The 17,122-nt window shown below is 67.7% G+C and carries 12 protein-coding genes; 5 read left to right on the forward strand and 7 right to left on the reverse strand.

The window, feature by feature from the left end:
• Positions 1-53: 53 nt before the first annotated feature.
• Positions 54-1,604: an acyl-CoA carboxylase subunit beta gene (locus tag ACOGI8_RS14105; protein ID WP_419854425.1), complete on the reverse strand. Its 1,551-nt coding sequence runs from the start codon at positions 1,602-1,604 to the stop codon at positions 54-56.
• 110 nt (positions 1,605-1,714) lie between these two features.
• On the reverse strand, positions 1,715-2,746 hold the full coding sequence (locus ACOGI8_RS14110) for a zinc-dependent alcohol dehydrogenase (RefSeq protein WP_419854426.1): 1,032 nt from the start codon (positions 2,744-2,746) through the stop codon (positions 1,715-1,717).
• A 98-nt stretch (positions 2,747-2,844) separates the two neighbouring features.
• Between ACOGI8_RS14110 and ACOGI8_RS14115 the strand changes: the two genes are divergently transcribed.
• On the forward strand, positions 2,845-3,630 hold the full coding sequence (locus tag ACOGI8_RS14115; protein WP_419854427.1) for an SDR family NAD(P)-dependent oxidoreductase: 786 nt from the start codon (positions 2,845-2,847) through the stop codon (positions 3,628-3,630).
• A 119-nt stretch (positions 3,631-3,749) separates the two neighbouring features.
• Here the strand turns inward: ACOGI8_RS14115 and ACOGI8_RS14120 are convergent, their stop codons facing one another.
• The gene (locus ACOGI8_RS14120) at positions 3,750-4,160 is read right to left on the reverse strand and encodes an acyl-CoA thioesterase (RefSeq protein WP_419854428.1); all 411 of its coding nucleotides are present in this window, start codon (positions 4,158-4,160) and stop codon (positions 3,750-3,752) included.
• A 94-nt stretch (positions 4,161-4,254) separates the two neighbouring features.
• On the opposite strand from ACOGI8_RS14120, the gene ACOGI8_RS14125 reads away from it, so the two are divergent.
• The gene (locus ACOGI8_RS14125) at positions 4,255-5,928 is read left to right on the forward strand and encodes a Ppx/GppA phosphatase family protein (RefSeq protein WP_419854429.1); all 1,674 of its coding nucleotides are present in this window, start codon (positions 4,255-4,257) and stop codon (positions 5,926-5,928) included.
• A gap of 50 nt (positions 5,929-5,978) precedes the next feature.
• Here the strand turns inward: ACOGI8_RS14125 and ACOGI8_RS14130 are convergent, their stop codons facing one another.
• A complete protein-coding gene (locus tag ACOGI8_RS14130) occupies positions 5,979-8,009 on the reverse strand; it encodes a 5'-nucleotidase C-terminal domain-containing protein (RefSeq protein ID WP_419856418.1) in 2,031 nt (676 codons plus the stop codon).
• Positions 8,010-8,229: 220 nt separating this feature from the next.
• Between ACOGI8_RS14130 and ACOGI8_RS14135 the strand changes: the two genes are divergently transcribed.
• Entirely contained in the window at positions 8,230-10,608 is a 2,379-nt protein-coding gene (locus ACOGI8_RS14135) for an MMPL family transporter (RefSeq protein WP_419854430.1), read from the forward strand.
• 27 nt (positions 10,609-10,635) lie between these two features.
• On the opposite strand, the gene ACOGI8_RS14140 is transcribed toward ACOGI8_RS14135, so the two are convergent.
• A complete protein-coding gene (locus ACOGI8_RS14140) occupies positions 10,636-11,130 on the reverse strand; it encodes a YbaK/EbsC family protein (RefSeq protein WP_419854431.1) in 495 nt (164 codons plus the stop codon).
• Between the two features lie 17 nt (positions 11,131-11,147).
• Entirely contained in the window at positions 11,148-12,191 is a 1,044-nt protein-coding gene (locus ACOGI8_RS14145; protein WP_419854432.1) for an LLM class F420-dependent oxidoreductase, read from the reverse strand.
• A 110-nt stretch (positions 12,192-12,301) separates the two neighbouring features.
• On the opposite strand from ACOGI8_RS14145, the gene ACOGI8_RS14150 reads away from it, so the two are divergent.
• Together ACOGI8_RS14150 and ACOGI8_RS14155 are read left to right on the forward strand one after the other, a co-directional pair.
• Entirely contained in the window at positions 12,302-13,498 is a 1,197-nt protein-coding gene (locus ACOGI8_RS14150) for an acyl-CoA dehydrogenase family protein (protein WP_419854433.1), read from the forward strand.
• A gap of 47 nt (positions 13,499-13,545) precedes the next feature.
• A complete protein-coding gene (locus tag ACOGI8_RS14155; RefSeq protein ID WP_419854434.1) occupies positions 13,546-15,147 on the forward strand; it encodes an FAD-binding oxidoreductase in 1,602 nt (533 codons plus the stop codon).
• Between the two features lie 82 nt (positions 15,148-15,229).
• On the opposite strand, the gene ACOGI8_RS14160 is transcribed toward ACOGI8_RS14155, so the two are convergent.
• Positions 15,230-16,942: an ABC transporter substrate-binding protein gene (locus tag ACOGI8_RS14160; RefSeq protein ID WP_419854435.1), complete on the reverse strand. Its 1,713-nt coding sequence runs from the start codon at positions 16,940-16,942 to the stop codon at positions 15,230-15,232.
• Positions 16,943-17,122: the final 180 nt, after the last annotated feature.

Raw genomic sequence — 17,122 nt, forward strand, 5'->3', positions numbered from 1 at the left:
TTCGGCCCCGGCCTACGGCCGGTAGCCCCTGTGCTGGTCGCTTCGGCCCCGGCCTACGGCCGGTAGCCGAAGGTACTCGGCCCGGGCCGGAGTGAGCGGCGGGCCAGATCCACCCACTCGCACAGCACCGGGCGGGTGTCGCGGGGGTCGATGATCTCCTCGATCTCGAAGAATTCTGCCGAGCGGTGAGGCGAGCGCACGCTGTTGAGCCGCTCACGGATCTCTTCGAGCAGCTCGTCGGGCGTGTCGCTGTCGGCCAGGTCCTGCTTGTAGGCCACTTCGAGGCCGCCCTCGATGGGCAGCGAGCCCCAGTCGCCCGAGGGCCATGCCACCCGGAAGCTGCGGGCGCCCGGCTGGTTGTTGGCCGCGCCGGCCACGCCGAACGCCTTGCGGATGACCACACAGGCGAACGGCGCGGTGAGCTGACCCAGTGCGGCCAGCGCCGCCGAGCCGAACCGGATCGTGCCGCTCTCCTCGGATTCCTTGCCGATCAGGAAGCCCGGGCAGTCCGCGAGGTGCACCACCGGCAGGTGGAACGTGGAGGCGGTGTCGAGCAGGCGGATGAGCTTGCGGCAGCTGTCCGCAGTCCAGCCGCCGCCATAGACGTAGGGGTCCTCGCCGAAGATCGCCACTGGCCAGCCGTCGAGGCGTGCCAGGCCGGTGATGATCGATCGCCCCCAGCGACTGCCGATCTCGAAGAAGCTGCCCTGGTCGCAGACTGATTCGATGATCGAGCGCATCTTGTAGACGCGCCGTGGCTCGCGGGGCACGATCGAGATCAGATCGTCGTCGCGCCGCTGGGGGCTGTCGCCGCTCAGCACCCGCTCGGGCAGCTCGTCCACATTGGCAGGCAGGTACGACAGGAACCGACGTGCGCGCTCGAATGCCTCGTCCTCGCTGTCGACCACGTCGTCAATGGCGCCATTGGCCGTATGGATGTCGGCGTGGCCGAGTTCTTCCTTGCCGTGATCGCCCAGCGACGCCTGCTCGACCAGTGCCGGCCCGGCAATCATCATCTGCGCGGTGTCGCGCACGATGACCGAGTAGTGCGCCGTGGCCACCCGTGCGGCGCCGATGCCCGCCACCGAACCCAGTGCCAGCGACACCGACGGTGCCACCGAGAGGTGGTTCACGATGACATCCCAGCCCCGCAGTTCGGGAATGTACGTGCGGCCTGCCATCTCGATGGACTTGACCGAGCCGCCTCCGCCCATGCCGTCCACTAGGCGAATGTGCGGGAGCCGCATCTCGTACGCCATCGACTCCGCCGCATTGCGCTTCTCGGGAATTGTGGCGTCAGAGGAGCCGCCGCGCACGGTGAAGTCGTCCCCCGAGAGGACAACAGGCCGATCGTCGATACGGGCGAGGCCGAAGATGAAGTTGGACGGCGTCAGATGGACGAGATTGCCGTGATCGTCGTACTCGGCGACGCCGGCGGTCTTGCCGATCTCGTGGAACGAGCCCTTGTCCGCCATGGCATCGATGCGCTCGCGCACGGTCATCTTGCCGAAGAAGTGCTGCCGCTCGACCTTGTCGGGCCCGCCCAGCGCCTCAGCGAACGCTTCGCGGCGGCGCAGCTCAGCGATCTCAGGCTCCCAGCTCATGCGACCCCCGTTCTGGCTGCTCGCTCCGGCTCAGCCTCTGAGTTCCGCACAGAGCGTACGGCCGAGTTCGGGGTGCCTGCCGTTGAAGCCAAAAGAAGATCCCGAATTACTCAGCCGGCAGTGGGATCGACCAGCAGCTTGATCGCCGCATTGCGCCGCGTCGCGAGATCGTCAATCGTCTGCGGCAGCTCATCGAGCGTGATCGTGCCCTGCACCAGCGGGGCGACGCTGATGCGGCCATCGGCGATGAAGCCAGCCGCGGCGCGCATCTCGTCGAGTGTGAATGCCAGCGACGTGTCCACCGAGACTTCCTTGAACAGCCAGCGGTTCGGCCGGATCACCGCATCGCTGCCCGTCACGCCCACAATGCAGATCGAGCCGCCGTAGCGCACCATGTCCACGGACTGCTGGATCGTCTGCGGGATGCCGGCGCAGTCGAATGCGATGTCGGCCCGCAAGCCGCCGGTGGCCTCATTCACCGCCTCGCGCATCTCTGCGCCGGGTTCCACAGCCATATCGGCCCCGACTTCGAGCGCGAGGCGTCGCCGGTCGGCGTCGGGTTCGATTGCAATCACCGTCCCCGCTCCCGCGAGGCGAACGCACTGGGCGACCAGCAGGCCGATCGGTCCGCAGCCCACGACGCACGTCACGTCGCCCGCTCGCATTCGGCTGCGACGCACCGCGTGCAACGCAACCGAGGCGGGCTCGATCACCGCAGCGTCGTCGTCGGTGAGCTCGTCGGGCACGCGCACCAGTCGGTCTGCGCTCGCCGCCATGAACGGCGCGAAACCGCCCGAGGCCGGCGCCTTCGGACCCATGTAGTACGAGCGCGCCGTGGAGCAGTAGGCGGGGTGATCGGCGCGGCATTCCGGGCACTGGCCGCAGCCCGGTGCCAGCCCGCCCGTGACACGGTCGCCCATGCCCACCACCTGAACATCGGCATCCACGGCAACCACGTTGCCGACCCACTCGTGGCCGCAGATTCCCGGCGCATAGGGCCAGCCTTCGGCATAGGCATGCACGTCGCTGCCGCAGATCCCGCAGAGCGAGATCTCCACCAGCGCCTCGCCCGGCCCGGGCGTCGGCTCGTCGACCTCCCGTAGCTCGAACTGTTCCTTGCCGGTCACCAGTCCCGTGCGCATGCCACATGGTCGCGCACGACTGGCCCCAGCGCACCGGGCCCGGTGGTCAGCGGCGCCCAGATTGAGCGCGAGACAGCGCCCACAAATATGGTGCGCGTATGGAATTGAGACTTGACGGCCGTACAGCGCTGATCACCGGGGGCAGCCGAGGTCTGGGACGGGCGATGGCCGAGACCTTTGCGGCTGCAGGTGCCGCGGTGGCGGTAGTCGCCCGCGACCAGGCGGTGCTTGATGACACGCTCGGCGCACTCCGAGCTGCAAACCCTGGCGCGGCTCACGCAGCCATTTCGGCCGACGTCCGGCGGGCCGACGAGGTTGCGCGGGCTTACGCCGAGGCGGTGGAGGCCTGCGGCCCGATCGACATCCTCGTGAACAACTCCGGGACATCGAATGCAAAGCCATTTCTCGACATCGACGATGACGACTGGCAGGACGACCTCGATCTGAAGCTCTTCTCGGCAGTACGCCTCTGCCGACTTTGCATTCCCCACATGCGCGATCAGCGCTGGGGCCGCATCATCAACTCGCTGAACGTCGGTGCGAAGGCAGCGAGCGCGCAGACGTGCCCCACCTCAGCGAGTCGTGCCGCCGGCCTGGCGATGACCAAGGCGCTGGCGTCAGAATTTGCCCCTGACGGCGTGCTGGTGAATGCCCTCATCACCGGACTGCTGGTGACCCACCAGTGGCAGACACGCTGGGAACGCGAGGGTCACGACACCGCCTTCGAGGACTACACCGCGGCCATCGGGAATCGCATCCCCGTAGGGCGCATGGGCAACGCCCAAGAGTTCGCCAACTTGGCCCTGTTCCTCGCCAGCGACGCCGCCAGCTACGTCACCGGCACCGCAATCAACATCGACGGCGGATTGTCCCCGGTCGTCTAGGACGCAGATGCCATATCTGCGGAGGCGGCAGGGAACTCTGCGACGTTGCGACCGGCTGGATCGCTGGTCGCAGCTGGTTCTGACGCCGCCGCAGCGGGCGCACCTACAGGCTCAAGCCCCTAACCGGGGGTGAGGGCACCGAGCTTGTCCATCAGATCTGGGGGCGGTCGGCGGGGCTTGCCGCTGTTGTCGCAGATGGCTGCGGTCAGATGACCCTCCACCAGCACGGCGTCGTCAGACTCGCGAATGATCCGCTGCTGCCAGCGCGTGCTCGCACGGCGGCGCTCGACCAGTTCGGTTTCGACGCGCAGCGTGTCGCGGGCGGTCGCCGGCGCCCGGAAACGCACTTCCAGGTTCGTCACCACAATCTGGACGTTCTGATCTGACAGGTTCGGCAGTGCAAGATCGGCGGATTCCAGCGCCAGGCAGCGGGCCGCCTCGAAGTACGACACATACACCGCATGGTTGACGTGGTTGTACGGGTCCAGCTCGCCGAATCGGGGCACGATCTGGGTCGCGTGTGTCGCCATCGGCGGAACGCTAGTGGGCAGCCGCCCCCTGCCATCCGTCGCAATCTGCTGCCATCTTCGGTGACAGGGCGCTCGCCCTCTAGCGTTGCGACACGTGAGCGTCATCGCGGCGATCGACGTCGGGACGAATTCGTTCCATCTCGTCGTCGCCGACGTTGACGACGAGGGCCACTTCGAGGTACTGACGCGAGAGCGCGAGCCGGTGCGACTCGGCTCGGGCGGCGAGGACATGAAGGTGCTCGAGCCCGACGCCATCGAGCGAGGCATCGCGACGCTCGGCCGGATGCAGCGAATCGCCTCCCATGCCGGCGCGCAGAGCATCACCGCAGTCGCCACGAGCGCGGTGCGCGAGGCCGACAACCGCAACGAGTTCACCGAGCGCGCCCGCATCGAGGCGGGCGTGGATATCGAGGTGGTCTCCGGGTTCGAAGAGGCCCGGCTCATCCACCTCGGCGTGCTGGCGGCGGTGCCGCTGCTCGACAAGCGCCACCTGATCATCGACATCGGCGGCGGCTCCACCGAGTTCATCATCGGCGACGGCGCCGAGCCGCTGCTGTTGCGCAGCCTCAAGCTGGGCTCCATCCGGCTGACCGATCGCTTCTTCCCCGACGGCCGCACACGCAAGCGCTCCGTGCGCGAGTGCCGCAACTACCTCCGGTCGTTCCTCGGACACCTGCCCGCCGAGATCGCAGCGCTCGGCTTCGAGACTGCAGTGGGCTCGTCGGGAACCATCACCGCACTGGCACGCATGTGCGCCATCCGCCGCGGCGACCGCGACAGCCGCACCGGACGGCTGTCGTTCACCGCCAAGGAGCTCCGATCGCTCACAGGCGACCTCGCCGATGCCTCGACTCCCGCACGCCGTCTCGGCATCGAGGGGCTAGAAGAACGAAGGGCCGACATCATCGTGGGAGGCGCGCTGCTGCTGGCCGAGACCTTCAAGCTGCTGGGCATCAAGCGCATGGAGGTCTCCGACTACGCACTGCGTGAGGGCATCCTGTTCGAGCAGCTGCGCCGGGCCACGGCGCCGGGTCTGGATCCGTTCCACCGCTTGGAAGACTTGCGGCGCTCGGGCGTGATGTATGTGGCCAACAGCTACCACGAGGACCTCCGTCACGCCGAGCACATCACCGATCTGGCGCTCGAGCTATTCGATGGCCTGTACCCGCTGCACGGGCTCGACGACGAGGACCGGGAGCTGTTCGAGGCGGCCTCGCTGCTGCACAACGTGGGCATCTTCATCTCCCACAGCGCCCACCACCGCCACAGCTACTACATCATCCGCAACAGCGAGCACCTCACCGGCTTCACCGAACGCGAGATCGAGATCATCGCCCAAGTCGCCCGCTACCACCGCAAGAGTGCGCCCAAGTCCAAGCATGTCGAGTTCGCATCGCTGAATGGGGCTGACAAGGATCGGGTGCGGTGGATGGCGGCCATGCTGCGCGTCGCCATCGGCCTGGACCGCTCGAATCGTCAGGTGGTGACCCGCGTGCGTGTCGCAGGCGACGGCCCGCCCCCGACGCAGAACGGCGAGCTCTGCCTGGTCGCACGCGTCTCCCCCGGTGTCGACACCTCAGTGGAGCTGTTCACCGCCCAGAACCGCAGCGAGCTCCTGGCCGCGATCACCGGACGAAGCGTGGTGATCGAGCCTGAAGTCGCCGTAACCGGCAAGCCGGGCCACCCCACCAACGGGCTGGGCTGCGGTGACGCCGACGAGTCGAGAGCCCAGCCCGAGGACACCCTGGCCGCGAGCGCCGGCACCTGAATCGGCGTCGACGCCCGCGCCGTCGCTGATCGATCGCCTGAGCGGTCGGCTTATGACGGGATGCGCAGCACCCAGCCGATTCGGATCACGTTCGGGTCGGTGAGCGCGCCGCCGTCGGCTTGGGGGCGCCCCTGGTTCGCTTCGAAGATGGCCGGCCAGCGTGCTCCGTGGCCCAGGTGCGCCACCGCGATGTTCCACAGGAAATCGCCGGGTTGCACCGTGTAGAGCACGTAGTCGTCCTCGGCGGCCTCGTCGTCAGGTTCGTCTTCGGTCGCCTGCGCCATCACGCGGTTGCCGCCGTCGACGGGGTACTGCTCAGCGTTGATCGAGCCATTCAGGTCCTCGGCGATGTAGTCGGCCAGGGCCTGCTGGTAGGTGACTCCCAGACGGGTGAACGCGATGTCGGCGAGCGGGTAGCAGTCGCCGCCGTTCGCCAGGAAGTCGAGAGTCGCAAGAGAGACCGGGTCGCCGTCGACCACGTTGCCGAATCGCACGATCTGCGTGCCGTCGTCCAGTGTGACCTCCCACAGACGCGCACCGGCCGGTTCGATGAGCGCGCAGTCGCCGTCACGGTCGATGCCCTGCCCCGCGGCGTCGGGGTCGTAGACGACGGTCATGCCCGAGACATGCGGGAACTGGCCCGTCGCTCGCGGCAAGACACTCAGCGCCCGCTCGAGCAGCTCGGCCAGCGTGGCGCGAGGTACCTCGGCCGTCACCAGCACATTGTTGAACGGGGCGATGTCCCACGTGGTGCCCACGCTCACCGTGCCCGCAGGGATGACCGAGTCGTTGCGGAGCCCGCCGCCATTGGTCACCGCCACCTGCGGGACCGCCACGCCGAAGCCAGGGGCGAGATGCGCGCCGCGCACCCGCAACGCGTCAGCCACCAGGCTGCCGACGTTGGTGGACTGGGTGCGCAAGACCGGCTTGCGGCCTTCGAGATCGACGTCGCTCGTGCCGAGGGCGGTGCTGCCCACCAGGGCCACCTCTGCAGTCAGCGGCTCCACCACATCGGACTGCACCGTGGCATCGGGATCGCGGTCGAGCGCTATCCCGATCGAAGCGCCCACCGCGGCGGTGACGTTGCCGTCGGCGTCGAAGGTCACGTCCAGCTTGCCGATGCAGCGGTAGCCGCCGGGAGCAGTCACCACCGGCACCCGGCTGTCCGCTGCATCGTCGACCCACGTCGGGTACGGCCCCACCGGCTCCTCATCGGGCTGGCAGGTGTCGCCGGGGTTCGCCAGGAGATCATCGCCGCCGCCGGCGATGATCACGTCCACGCCGGTGAGCCCGACAACCAGCGCCTCCTCTTCCCTCAGGTCCTGCAGGTGGCTGACGAGGATGATCTTGTTGACGCCATCAGCGGTCAGGCGATCAGCTTCGGCCTGCACAGCGGCCAGCACTGCACTCACCACCACCTTGCGCGGGCTGGAGATGTTCGGGAGCCACGGCGTCACCGCGCCGATCACACCGATGCGCTCGCCGCCGGTCTCGATCACCGTCGACGGCGCCACCAATCCCCGTTCGGCTAGGGCCGCCAAGGCCGGCTCGGCCGAGACGTCGATGTTGGCGCTCAGGAAGGGGATCGGCGGGTCGAACCCCTCAATGAAGCGGGCTGTCACGTCGGGTCCGAAGTCGAAATCGTGGTTGCCGAGGGCCATAGCGTCGTAGATGCCGCTGAGCGCGACCGAGTCGTACATCGGACCGTCGCGGTCAAGCGACACGCCGAGTTCCAGCGATGCCAGGAAGTTGTCGCCCGAGGTGAGCGTCACCACGGGACCGGTCGCAGCGACCTGCAACTCGCGCATGGCCGCTGCGAACCTCGCGACGCCCGGAAATCCCGACTCGACGTCGGGCAGCAGCTTCGACTCGCCATCGTTGTTGTGCAGGATCGTGAGCGTCACTGGAGCCGCAGAGATGAGCGTGGGCGTGGCATCGCCGTCGCCATCGCCGCCGGCCTGGGCACCCGATGGCGTGGCAACCAGCGGCACGGCCGCGAGCATCACGACGGCCATCACGGCCGCTCGCAGGCGCCTCGCCGTGCGCCGCGGCGCCGCGAACTCGGTTCTCGTCATGGTCATAGCCACCTGCTGCCTCCTCGGTTCATTCGCCACGAAGTGTTGCAGCGCCGTGTGACGGCAATGCCATCGGCAGGAAACGTAGAGGGAAACTCTGAGCGCGCACCGCATTGCGCGCCGCGACGGTAACTTGCCCGGCTGACCCTCTCTGAGCGCCGTGTATCGGGCACCAGCATTCACACTGCGCCACCGCAACGCTCGCCACCACGGAAGGACGCCGACCATGTACATCGCGCTCGGTCAGTGGTGCTTCCGGAACCCGTGGCGTGTGTTCGCCGCGTGGCTGGCACTCGCGGTCACAGCCGGACTGCTGGCGGGACTCGTCGGACCGTCATTCGGCGCAGCGCTGAACACACCCGATTCCGAGAGCGACCGCGCCGCCGATGTGCTGTCGACGCACTTCGGCGACATCGGAGCCAACATCGGCGGTTCGATCGTGGTCAGGTCGAGCTCCGGAGTGAACGACCCGGCCGTGCGCTCGACGCTCACCGAACTGTTCGCCACCGTCGACGCCATCGACGAGGTGACGATCAACTCCCCGTACGCGCCTGGAGGCCGCCAGTTCATCGCCCAGCAGGGCCCGCATGCGGGCCAGATCGCCGTTGCCGAGATCCAGATCAGCCGCTCGTTCAACATCGACGAGGCCGGTGGGCTCGGCGAACACATCACCGAACTCATCGACCGCAGCGGCGTGCGAGACATCCCAGGCGTCCAGATCGAGGTCGGCGGCGCGTGGCTCGCCGGCCAGGAGCCTCCCGAAACCGAGGCCATCGGGCTCGCGTTTGCGGTCTTCGTGCTGATTGCCGCCGTGGGCTCGGTGGTGGCCATGGGCGTGACCGTCGGAACGGCGCTCATCGGCGTGGGCATCGGCGCGCTCACCATCACGATCCTCAGCAACGTGGTAACCGTGCCCGACATTGCCCCGACGCTCGGCGTGATGATCGGGCTCGGCGTGGGCATCGACTACGCGCTGATCATTCTCAACCGCTACCGAGAATGGGTTCGCCATGGCTTCGGGCCGCTGGACGCCGTGGGTGCAGCGTTGGATTCTGCAGGCCGTTCGGTGGTCTTCGCCGGGGCCACCGTGGTCGTGTCGCTGCTGGGGCTGCTGCTCATGGGGCTGCCCTTCGTGGCCGGATTGGGGCTGTCGGCGGCCATCACCGTCGCGATCGTGATGGCGGGTTCGATGACCGTGCTGCCCGCCGTGCTTGGGTTGATGCGGAACCGGATGACGACCACCCGGGTCCGCGGCATGTTCGCCGCATCGCTGGTGGCGGTGGCGCTGCTGGGCTTCGGCCTCGGCATCCGCCCGCTGCTGGCCGGGCTGCCTGCGGCTGCCGCCGTCCTGCTCGCAGGGGCGTTCGGCGGCCCCCGCAACCCGTTGAGGCGGATCCTGCACCACCGTCAGCCCAAGCCGCTGCGAGCCACTGCTTGGTACCGGCTCAGCCGGGTCGTGCAGCGCCGAGCGTGGCTGTTTGCGCTCGGCGGCACGGCCGTGCTGGTCTTGGCCGCCGCCCCAGTCTTCGCATTGCGGCTGGGCTTTTCCGATGAGGGCAACTTTCCGCCCGACAGCACGACCCGCAAGGCCTATGACCTCATCGCCGATGGCTTCGGCCCAGGAGCGAATGGCCCGCTGCTGATCGTCGCTGAGACCTCTGGACGCCAGGATTTCCTCGCTCTACTTGAGCTGACCGACGCGCTGAACCGCACCGATGGCGTCGTGGCTGCCTCTCCCCCGTTCCCGAGCCCCGACGGGGGGGCCGCGATGATCCGGGTGCTGCCCGTAACCGGCCCCCAAGACGGCGGTACCGAGACGCTTGTCCACACGTTGCGCGATCAGGTCATCCCGGTGACGATGGACGGCACCGGCGTCGACGCGCTGGTCGGCGGCACCGTGGCCTTCCAGATCGACTTCAGCGACTACCTGGCCGGACGCATGTGGGTTTTCTTCGGAGCGGTGCTCGGGGCGTCGTTCCTGCTGTTGATGGCCGTGTTCCGCTCGCTGGTGGTGCCGCTCAAAGCGGTCGTCATGAACATGCTGTCCATCGGGGCGTCCTACGGGGTACTCGTGGCCGTGTTCCAGTGGGGCTGGTTCGGCAGCGTGCTCGGCATCCAGCCGGCGCCGATCGAGCCGTTCATCCCGATGATGCTGTTCGCCGTGTTGTTCGGGCTGTCGATGGACTACGAGGTGTTCCTGCTCTCGCGCATGAAGGAGGAATACGAGCGCACCGGCGATCCGGTCAACTCCGTGGCCGACGGGCTGGCCGCGACGGCCCGGGTCATCACCGCAGCGGCAGCGATCATGATCGTGGTCTTCGGCAGCTTCGTGCTGGAGGAAGAACGGGTCGTCAAGCTGTTCGGCCTGGGCCTCGCCACGGCCATCGCCATCGACGCGACGCTCGTGCGCATGCTGATCGTGCCCTCCACCATGGAACTGCTCGGCGCTCGCAACTGGTGGCTGCCTGCCTGGCTCGACCGCATCATCCCCAACCTGCGGGTCGAAGGCGAATTGCCCGACATCGGGCAGGCCGACGACGAGGATCTTGAACCCGAGCACGCTGAGCAGCCCGAACACGGCGAAGAGCCCGAGCACGCGGGCTGAGCGCGCGCACGGCTGAGCCCATCGCAGTCAGCCAGCGACGAAGTCAGCGACCTCCGCGCCGCTCGCATCCACGAGTTCGCCGGGCGTCAGCTCGAAAACCGTGTCGGGCGTACCTGCGGCAGCCCACACCGTCTCGTATGTCAGCAGCGCCCGGTCCACGACAGCCTGCAGCACCTGCGCGTGGCCGAACGGGGGTGTGCCGCCGATTGCGTAGCCGGTGGCCTCGCGCACACCCGCAGCATCGGCCCGGGTGATCTTGCCGCTGAGCAGCTCGCCCAGCCGCTTCGTATCGACCCGGTTCGCGCCGGAGGTCAGCGCCAGCACTGGCTGACCATCGCAGAGGAACACCAGCGACTTCACGATCTGGCCGAGCTCGCAGCCGACCGCCGCAGCCGCCTGCTCAGCAGTACGCGTGCCCTCCGGGAAACGCAGGATCTCCGGCGTCAAGCCCAGTGCTTCAGCGCCGGCCAGGAACCGCTCACGAGCGCTCAGGCGCGCGCTGGACGCGGCTTCGCCACCCATCAGCAGCCCGCGCCGCGCTACTCGGCCCAGGCCTTGACTTGGGAGATGACGTCGAGCGGCTTCTCGGTCTCGGGCGGGATGGTGATGTCGAGGTAGCTCACGCCCACCGAGCGATACACCTCGATGCGTTCGCGCACTCGCTCGGGGTCGCCGGTGAGGCTGGCACGGTCGACGTAGTCGTCGGGCACCGCCGCGAACGCCTCGTCACGCTTGCCGGTCAAGAACAGGTCCTGGATCTTCTCGGCCTCGTCCACATAGCCGTAGCGCTTGAACAGGTCGTTGTAGAAGTTCTTGTCGCGAGCGCCCATGCCGCCGACGTAGAAGCCCACGTTGTCACGCACGCCCTTGCGGACCGCGTCGACCATCGGACCCGAACCCATCGCCACGGTGCCGCCGGCCACGATCTGCAGGTCGGTCAAGTCGTCGGCACGCTTGGCGCCGCCTGCAGCCAGCGCATCACCCCATACGTCGTTGAACTTCTCGGGAAGGAAGTGGATGGGCTGCCACACCTCGGCGAGCTCGGCAGTCATCTCCACATTGCGCGGGCCGATCGATGCGACCGCGATCGGGATGTCGCGGCGGTGCGGCTTGGCCATGAGCTTGAGCGGCTTGCCCAAGCCCGTGCCCCCGTCATAGGGCAGGCTGACGGCACTGCCGTCGTGTACAACCTTGTCGCCCGACCACACCTTGCGGCAGATCTCGATGACGTCGCGGGTCCGTCCCATCGGCTTGGAGAACGGCACGCCGTGCCAGCCCTCGATCACCTGTGGTCCCGAGGTTCCCAAGCCCAGGATGAACCGGCCTTCGGACAGCGTGTCGATGGTCATCGCCGTCTGGGCGATGATGGCAGGGCTGCGCGAATAGATGGGCAGGATGCCGGTCATGAGCTGGATGCGCTCGGTCTTGGCCGCCACATACGCCAGCGTCGACACCAGGTCGAAGCCGTAGATCTCGCCGCCCCAGATCATGTCGACACCGGCAGCTTCGAGATCGGTTACATGCTGGGTAAGGCGCTTGGGGTCCAAGCTCGCACCCGCTCCGATCGCCATGGATATCTTCATCGTCGTACTCCGTCGTGCTCACTGCTGCATTCGGTCGGGGCGAATGCTAGGAGCAACGTCGCGTCGATGACGGGGCAAGCATCGGCGGCACCCACTCGGGAGGAATAGTGATGGATATCCAGGGAGACGCCGGAGGGTCGTCGGCGACCGCAGACGATGTCTCCGACGAGATCGTCGACACGCTGAGGCGCTGGGTGGACGAGGTGGTGGTGCCGGGGTCGTCGGCCCTGGAGCTAGCCGACGAATACCCCACCGAGATGGCCGAACAGATGGAGGACTTCGGCCTGTTCGGCGCGACGATCCCCGAATCGCACGGCGGGCTCGACCTCGATCATGTGACCTATGCGCGGGTGATCGAGGAGCTGTCGCGAGGCTGGATGTCGCTGGCAGGCATCGTCAACAGCCACCTCATCTGCGCCAAGCTCATCTCCCGTTTCGGCACCGACGAGCAGCGCGACCGATCGCTGCCCGGCATGGCCACCGGCAAGCTGCGCGGCTGTTTCTCGCTGTCTGAGCCCGACAGCGGCTCCGACGCTGGCGCGCTGCGCTGCCGTGCGGTGCGCGACGGCGACGAGTTCGTCATCAACGGCACGAAAATGTGGGTTACCAACGGCGAGCGTGCGGGCATCGTGGCACTGCTGGCTCGGGTGCCCGAAGGCGACCCCTCGGGCAACTCGGGCATCACCTGCTTCCTGGTGGACAAGACACCGGGCAAGCACTCGGGCGGCATCACGGTGAGCCGCAAGATCGACAAGATCGGCTACCGCGGCCTCGAAACCGTCGAGATGGCCTACGTCGACCACCGGGTGCCGGCGAACCGGGTGCTCGGCGGGCCTGACGGGATCGGCAACGGGCTCCGCTGGGCGCTCGCCGCGCTGGAACTGGGGCGCATCAACGTGGCGGCACGAGGTGTCGGCGTGGCCCAGGCCGCCTATGACGCCGCGGTGGCCTACGCCAAGCAGCGCGAAGCCTTCGGCAAGCCCATCGCCAAGCACCAAGCGATCGCCTTCAAAATTGCCGAGATGGCCACCAAGCTGCACGCCGCGCGGCTGATGACCTACGACGCCGCCCGCCGGGCCGATGCGGGTGAGCGGGTCGACCTGGCCGCGGGCATGGCCAAACTATTTGCATCGGAAACGGCTGCCGAACTGTCGCTCGACGCAATGCGCATCCACGGCGGGAACGGGTTCTCCACCGAGTACCCGGTGGAGCGCTACTACCGCGATGCGCCGCTCATGATCATCGGTGAGGGCACCAGCGAGATCCAGAAACTCGTGATCAGCCGCGCCCTGCTCGCTGACGACTGAGACAGCTCTGGCCTAGGTTGACGAGCACGCACGTGGAGGCATGAGCAATGGCAGACCGCAAGTCGTTCTGGGCGTGGTGCCTGGAATCGGAGGAACCCACTGACGCTGATCGGGCCGAGCTGGCCGCAAAGCTGTCGGCGGAATACGGCACCGAGATCGCCGCGAAGCCCGTGCCGTCGGTGGACGACGCCGACCTGCGCCCGCCTCGCATCGCGATTCCCGACTCGGTGGCCGGCTGGTGCTCGACCAGCACCTACGACCGGGCCCGCTACGCCTACGGCGCACACTTCACCGAACGCGTCCGGGCCTTCAACCTCGACTTCCCGAACCCGCCCGACGTGGTCGCGCACCCCCGCAACGACACCGAGGTGGAGGCCACGCTCGACTGGTGCGACGCCAACGGCTACATCGCGGTGCCCTACGGCGGCGGCTCGTCGGTGGTCTGGGGCCTGACGCCGCCCGAGGACCGCGGCCCCACCGTGGTGATCTCGCTGGACCAGCTCGACCAGGTGCTCGAGATCGACGACGTGTCTCGCGCGGCTCGCATCCAGGCCGGCGTGTTCGGCCCGCACCTCGAAGATCAGCTGCGGCCCAGCGGCCACACGCTGCGCCACTTCCCCCAATCTTTCCGCTTCTCCACTCTCGGCGGATGGATCGCCACACGCTCCGGCGGCCACTACGCCACCAACCACACCCACATCGACGATTTCGTCGAGTCGACCCGGATGATCACGCCGTCGGGCTGGTGGGAATCGCGCCGGCTGCCCGGCTCTGGTGCCGGCCCCAGCCCCGACCGCATGGTGATCGGCTCCGAAGGCATCTACGGGATCATCACCGAGGCGTGGATGCGCATCCAGAAGCGCCCCACCTTCCGCGCCACGGCGGGCATCACATTCCCGTCATGGGAAGCCGGCTACGACGCCGTGCGGCACCTGGTGCAGGCCAAGCTGTGGCCGGCCAACCTGCGGATCCTCGACCCGGCCGAAGCCGGGCGCGCCGCGGGCATGGACGGCGAGCGCGCGCTGGTCATCGTGTCGTTCGAATCGGCCGAACTGACCCAACGCCACAACGTCGCCCAGGCGGTCGAGATCGCGCGTGAGTGCAACGGCTACGTGCCCGACGACGAGATCCAGATCGACGACGGCAGCGGTACGCCCACCGGCCGGGGCGGCGCGGTCGGCGCGTGGCGCAACGCGTTCATCGGTGTGGGCAACGGCGTGGAAACCTCGCTGGGTCTCATCAACGACACATTCGAAACCGCCATCACCTGGGACCGGTGGCCCGAATTCGACGCCGTGGTGCGCGAGAAGGTCGGCGCCGTGCTGGCTGAGGTGTTCGGCGACCATCACACGCTGTCGTGCCGCTTCACCCACGTCTACACCGACGGCCCGGCGCCGTACTACACGTGGTCGGGCATGGGCACGCAGGGCGGCGAGATCGAGCAGTGGCAGACCGTCAAGGACGCCGCCAACGAGGCACTCGAGGCAGCCGGCGGCACGTGCACGCACCATCACGCAGTGGGCCGCATGCACCGTCCCAACGCCTACGACCGCCAGCGCCCAGAGCTGTTTGCCGAGGCGATCCGAGCTGCCAAGAAGCGGCTCGACCCCAACGGCATCCTCAACCCCGGCGTGCTGATCGACCCCTAGACGCGACGAGCGGCCGCCGCAGCCGAGATCGCTCCCGGCGGCGACGGCCGCTGTGTCGTTCAATCAGACGCTGCGCACCTGCCTAGCGGCAGCCGCCGTTGTCCTTGTCCCAAGCGCAGTTCGGCGAGCCGCCGTTCACATCCACGATGTCGCCGACGATGTTCCACGTCTGCTCTGTGGCGTCGTACTGGCTGAAGTCCGAGCCCTCGACGTAGTAGCCGTCCACCGCGCCGTCGGCCGCGAAGCTGATGCCGTCGAGCAGCAGCGGGTGGTAGATGTCGAGCGAACGCGCCGCCAGGATGAAGTTCGTCCTGGTCAGCCCACCCGGCAGCTCAGCGGCCACCCGGATCGCCTCCGTGTGCGGGTACGCGAAGTAGTAGCCCGTGCCCAGCAGCGAGATCTCGGGATCGAGACCGCGATCGGCCAGTTCGTTGCGCAGGAACGAGATGAACGGCTCGTCCACGTGCTTCGGGTCGGTGGTGTCCTTGACGCCGCCGCCCACGATCCACCAGTCGTCACTGGAGTCGCCCGCCGGTGCCATGTAGGCAGCCACGGCCTTGCAGACCGACGGCGTGAACGCCACCGACAGGTCGTCGAGCAGGCCCGACGCATCGACCTCCTGGATGGCCAGCAGGCACGGGTTGCCCGCAGTCATCGAGATGAACACGTTCGGACTCGCCGCAGCGATGGTGGTGACCTCGTTGGTCAGCGTGGGAGCGGCCGGGTCATGGCGCACCGGGATGAACTCGCTGATGACATCGGGATTGGCGTGTGCATAGGCCTCGAAGCCCAGCTCGTAGGCCAGACCGAAGTCGTTGTCCATCACCAGGCCCGCGACCTTCACCGGCAGCTCATCGGCCAGGTTCTCCTTGATCCAGTTGCCCCACAGGATCGCCTCGGTGGAGTACGACATCTGGAGGCCGGTCGTCCACGGGTGGTTCACCGGGTCGCCCCAGGCCGGGTGGCCCGTCGCGACCATCACCTGCGGGATGCACTCGTCGTTGATCTGGTCATACACGGCCAGCGTGTTCGGCGAGCCCAGCGTGTGCAGGGCAAAGACGTTCTCCGACTCGATCAGCTCGTCGATGAACTCGATGGTCTGTGCGGCCACATAGCCGTCGTCACGGGAGATCAGCACCATGTCCTTGCCGTCTACGCCGCCGGTCGCATTCACGTACTCGTAGTAGTTCTCCCAGCCGACGGTGATGTCGCCGTATGCAGCGAGGTTGCCTGACTTCACCGTGGTCTGGCCGATCCGGATCGTGTCTTCGGTGATGCCGGTGGTGTCCGACCAGTCCGACGGGCACTCGTTCATGTCGATCTCGAAGCCTGACGGTCCGCGCAGGATGCCATCGCTTCCGACGCCGTAGTCGCCGGCTTCGATGCCGGCAGTCAGATTGCTGACGATGGCGGCACGTTGTGCCGCTGCCAGCTCCCAGATGCCGTCGATCGTGGAGAGATCGAAGTCGTCGGGGTTGACGCTCATCATCCCGTCGTCGGCCATGTCCTCATCGGCCATGTCACCCTCGTCTTCGGCGGCGTCGTCTTCCAGCGCCTCCTGGGTGATGCCGCCGCCGATGGAGCTTTCGTCCTCCGGCTCAGCCTCGTCGGCCATCTCCTCCTCGTCAGCCATGGCCTCGTCATCGGCCATGTCCTCTTCGGCGGTTTGCGTGCCTGCGTCGGTTGTGCCGTCGTCGGCATCGTCGCTGTCACCGCCGCCGCATGCGGCTGCGATGAGCGAGAACGCGAATAGCAGCGCCAGCAAGCGCCACAGCCGTCGGTGTGATCCGGTCATGGGTACTCCCTCTTGATGTGTCTCCGCACCAGCGGCCGAACGATCCCCTGGCGCCCAACAGTTCCGCCGAAGCTAATCGCTGGCCGAACGCCGCGTTGCCCCGCCCATCGGCAACGGAGCCCGAACGCGACAAGCGGCCGCCGCTGCCGAGATTGCTCCCGGCGGCGACGGCCGCCTATC

The sequence above is a fragment of the Candidatus Poriferisodalis sp. genome (assembly GCF_965204195.1).
Taxonomy (GTDB): Bacteria; Actinomycetota; Acidimicrobiia; order Acidimicrobiales; family Poriferisodalaceae; genus Poriferisodalis.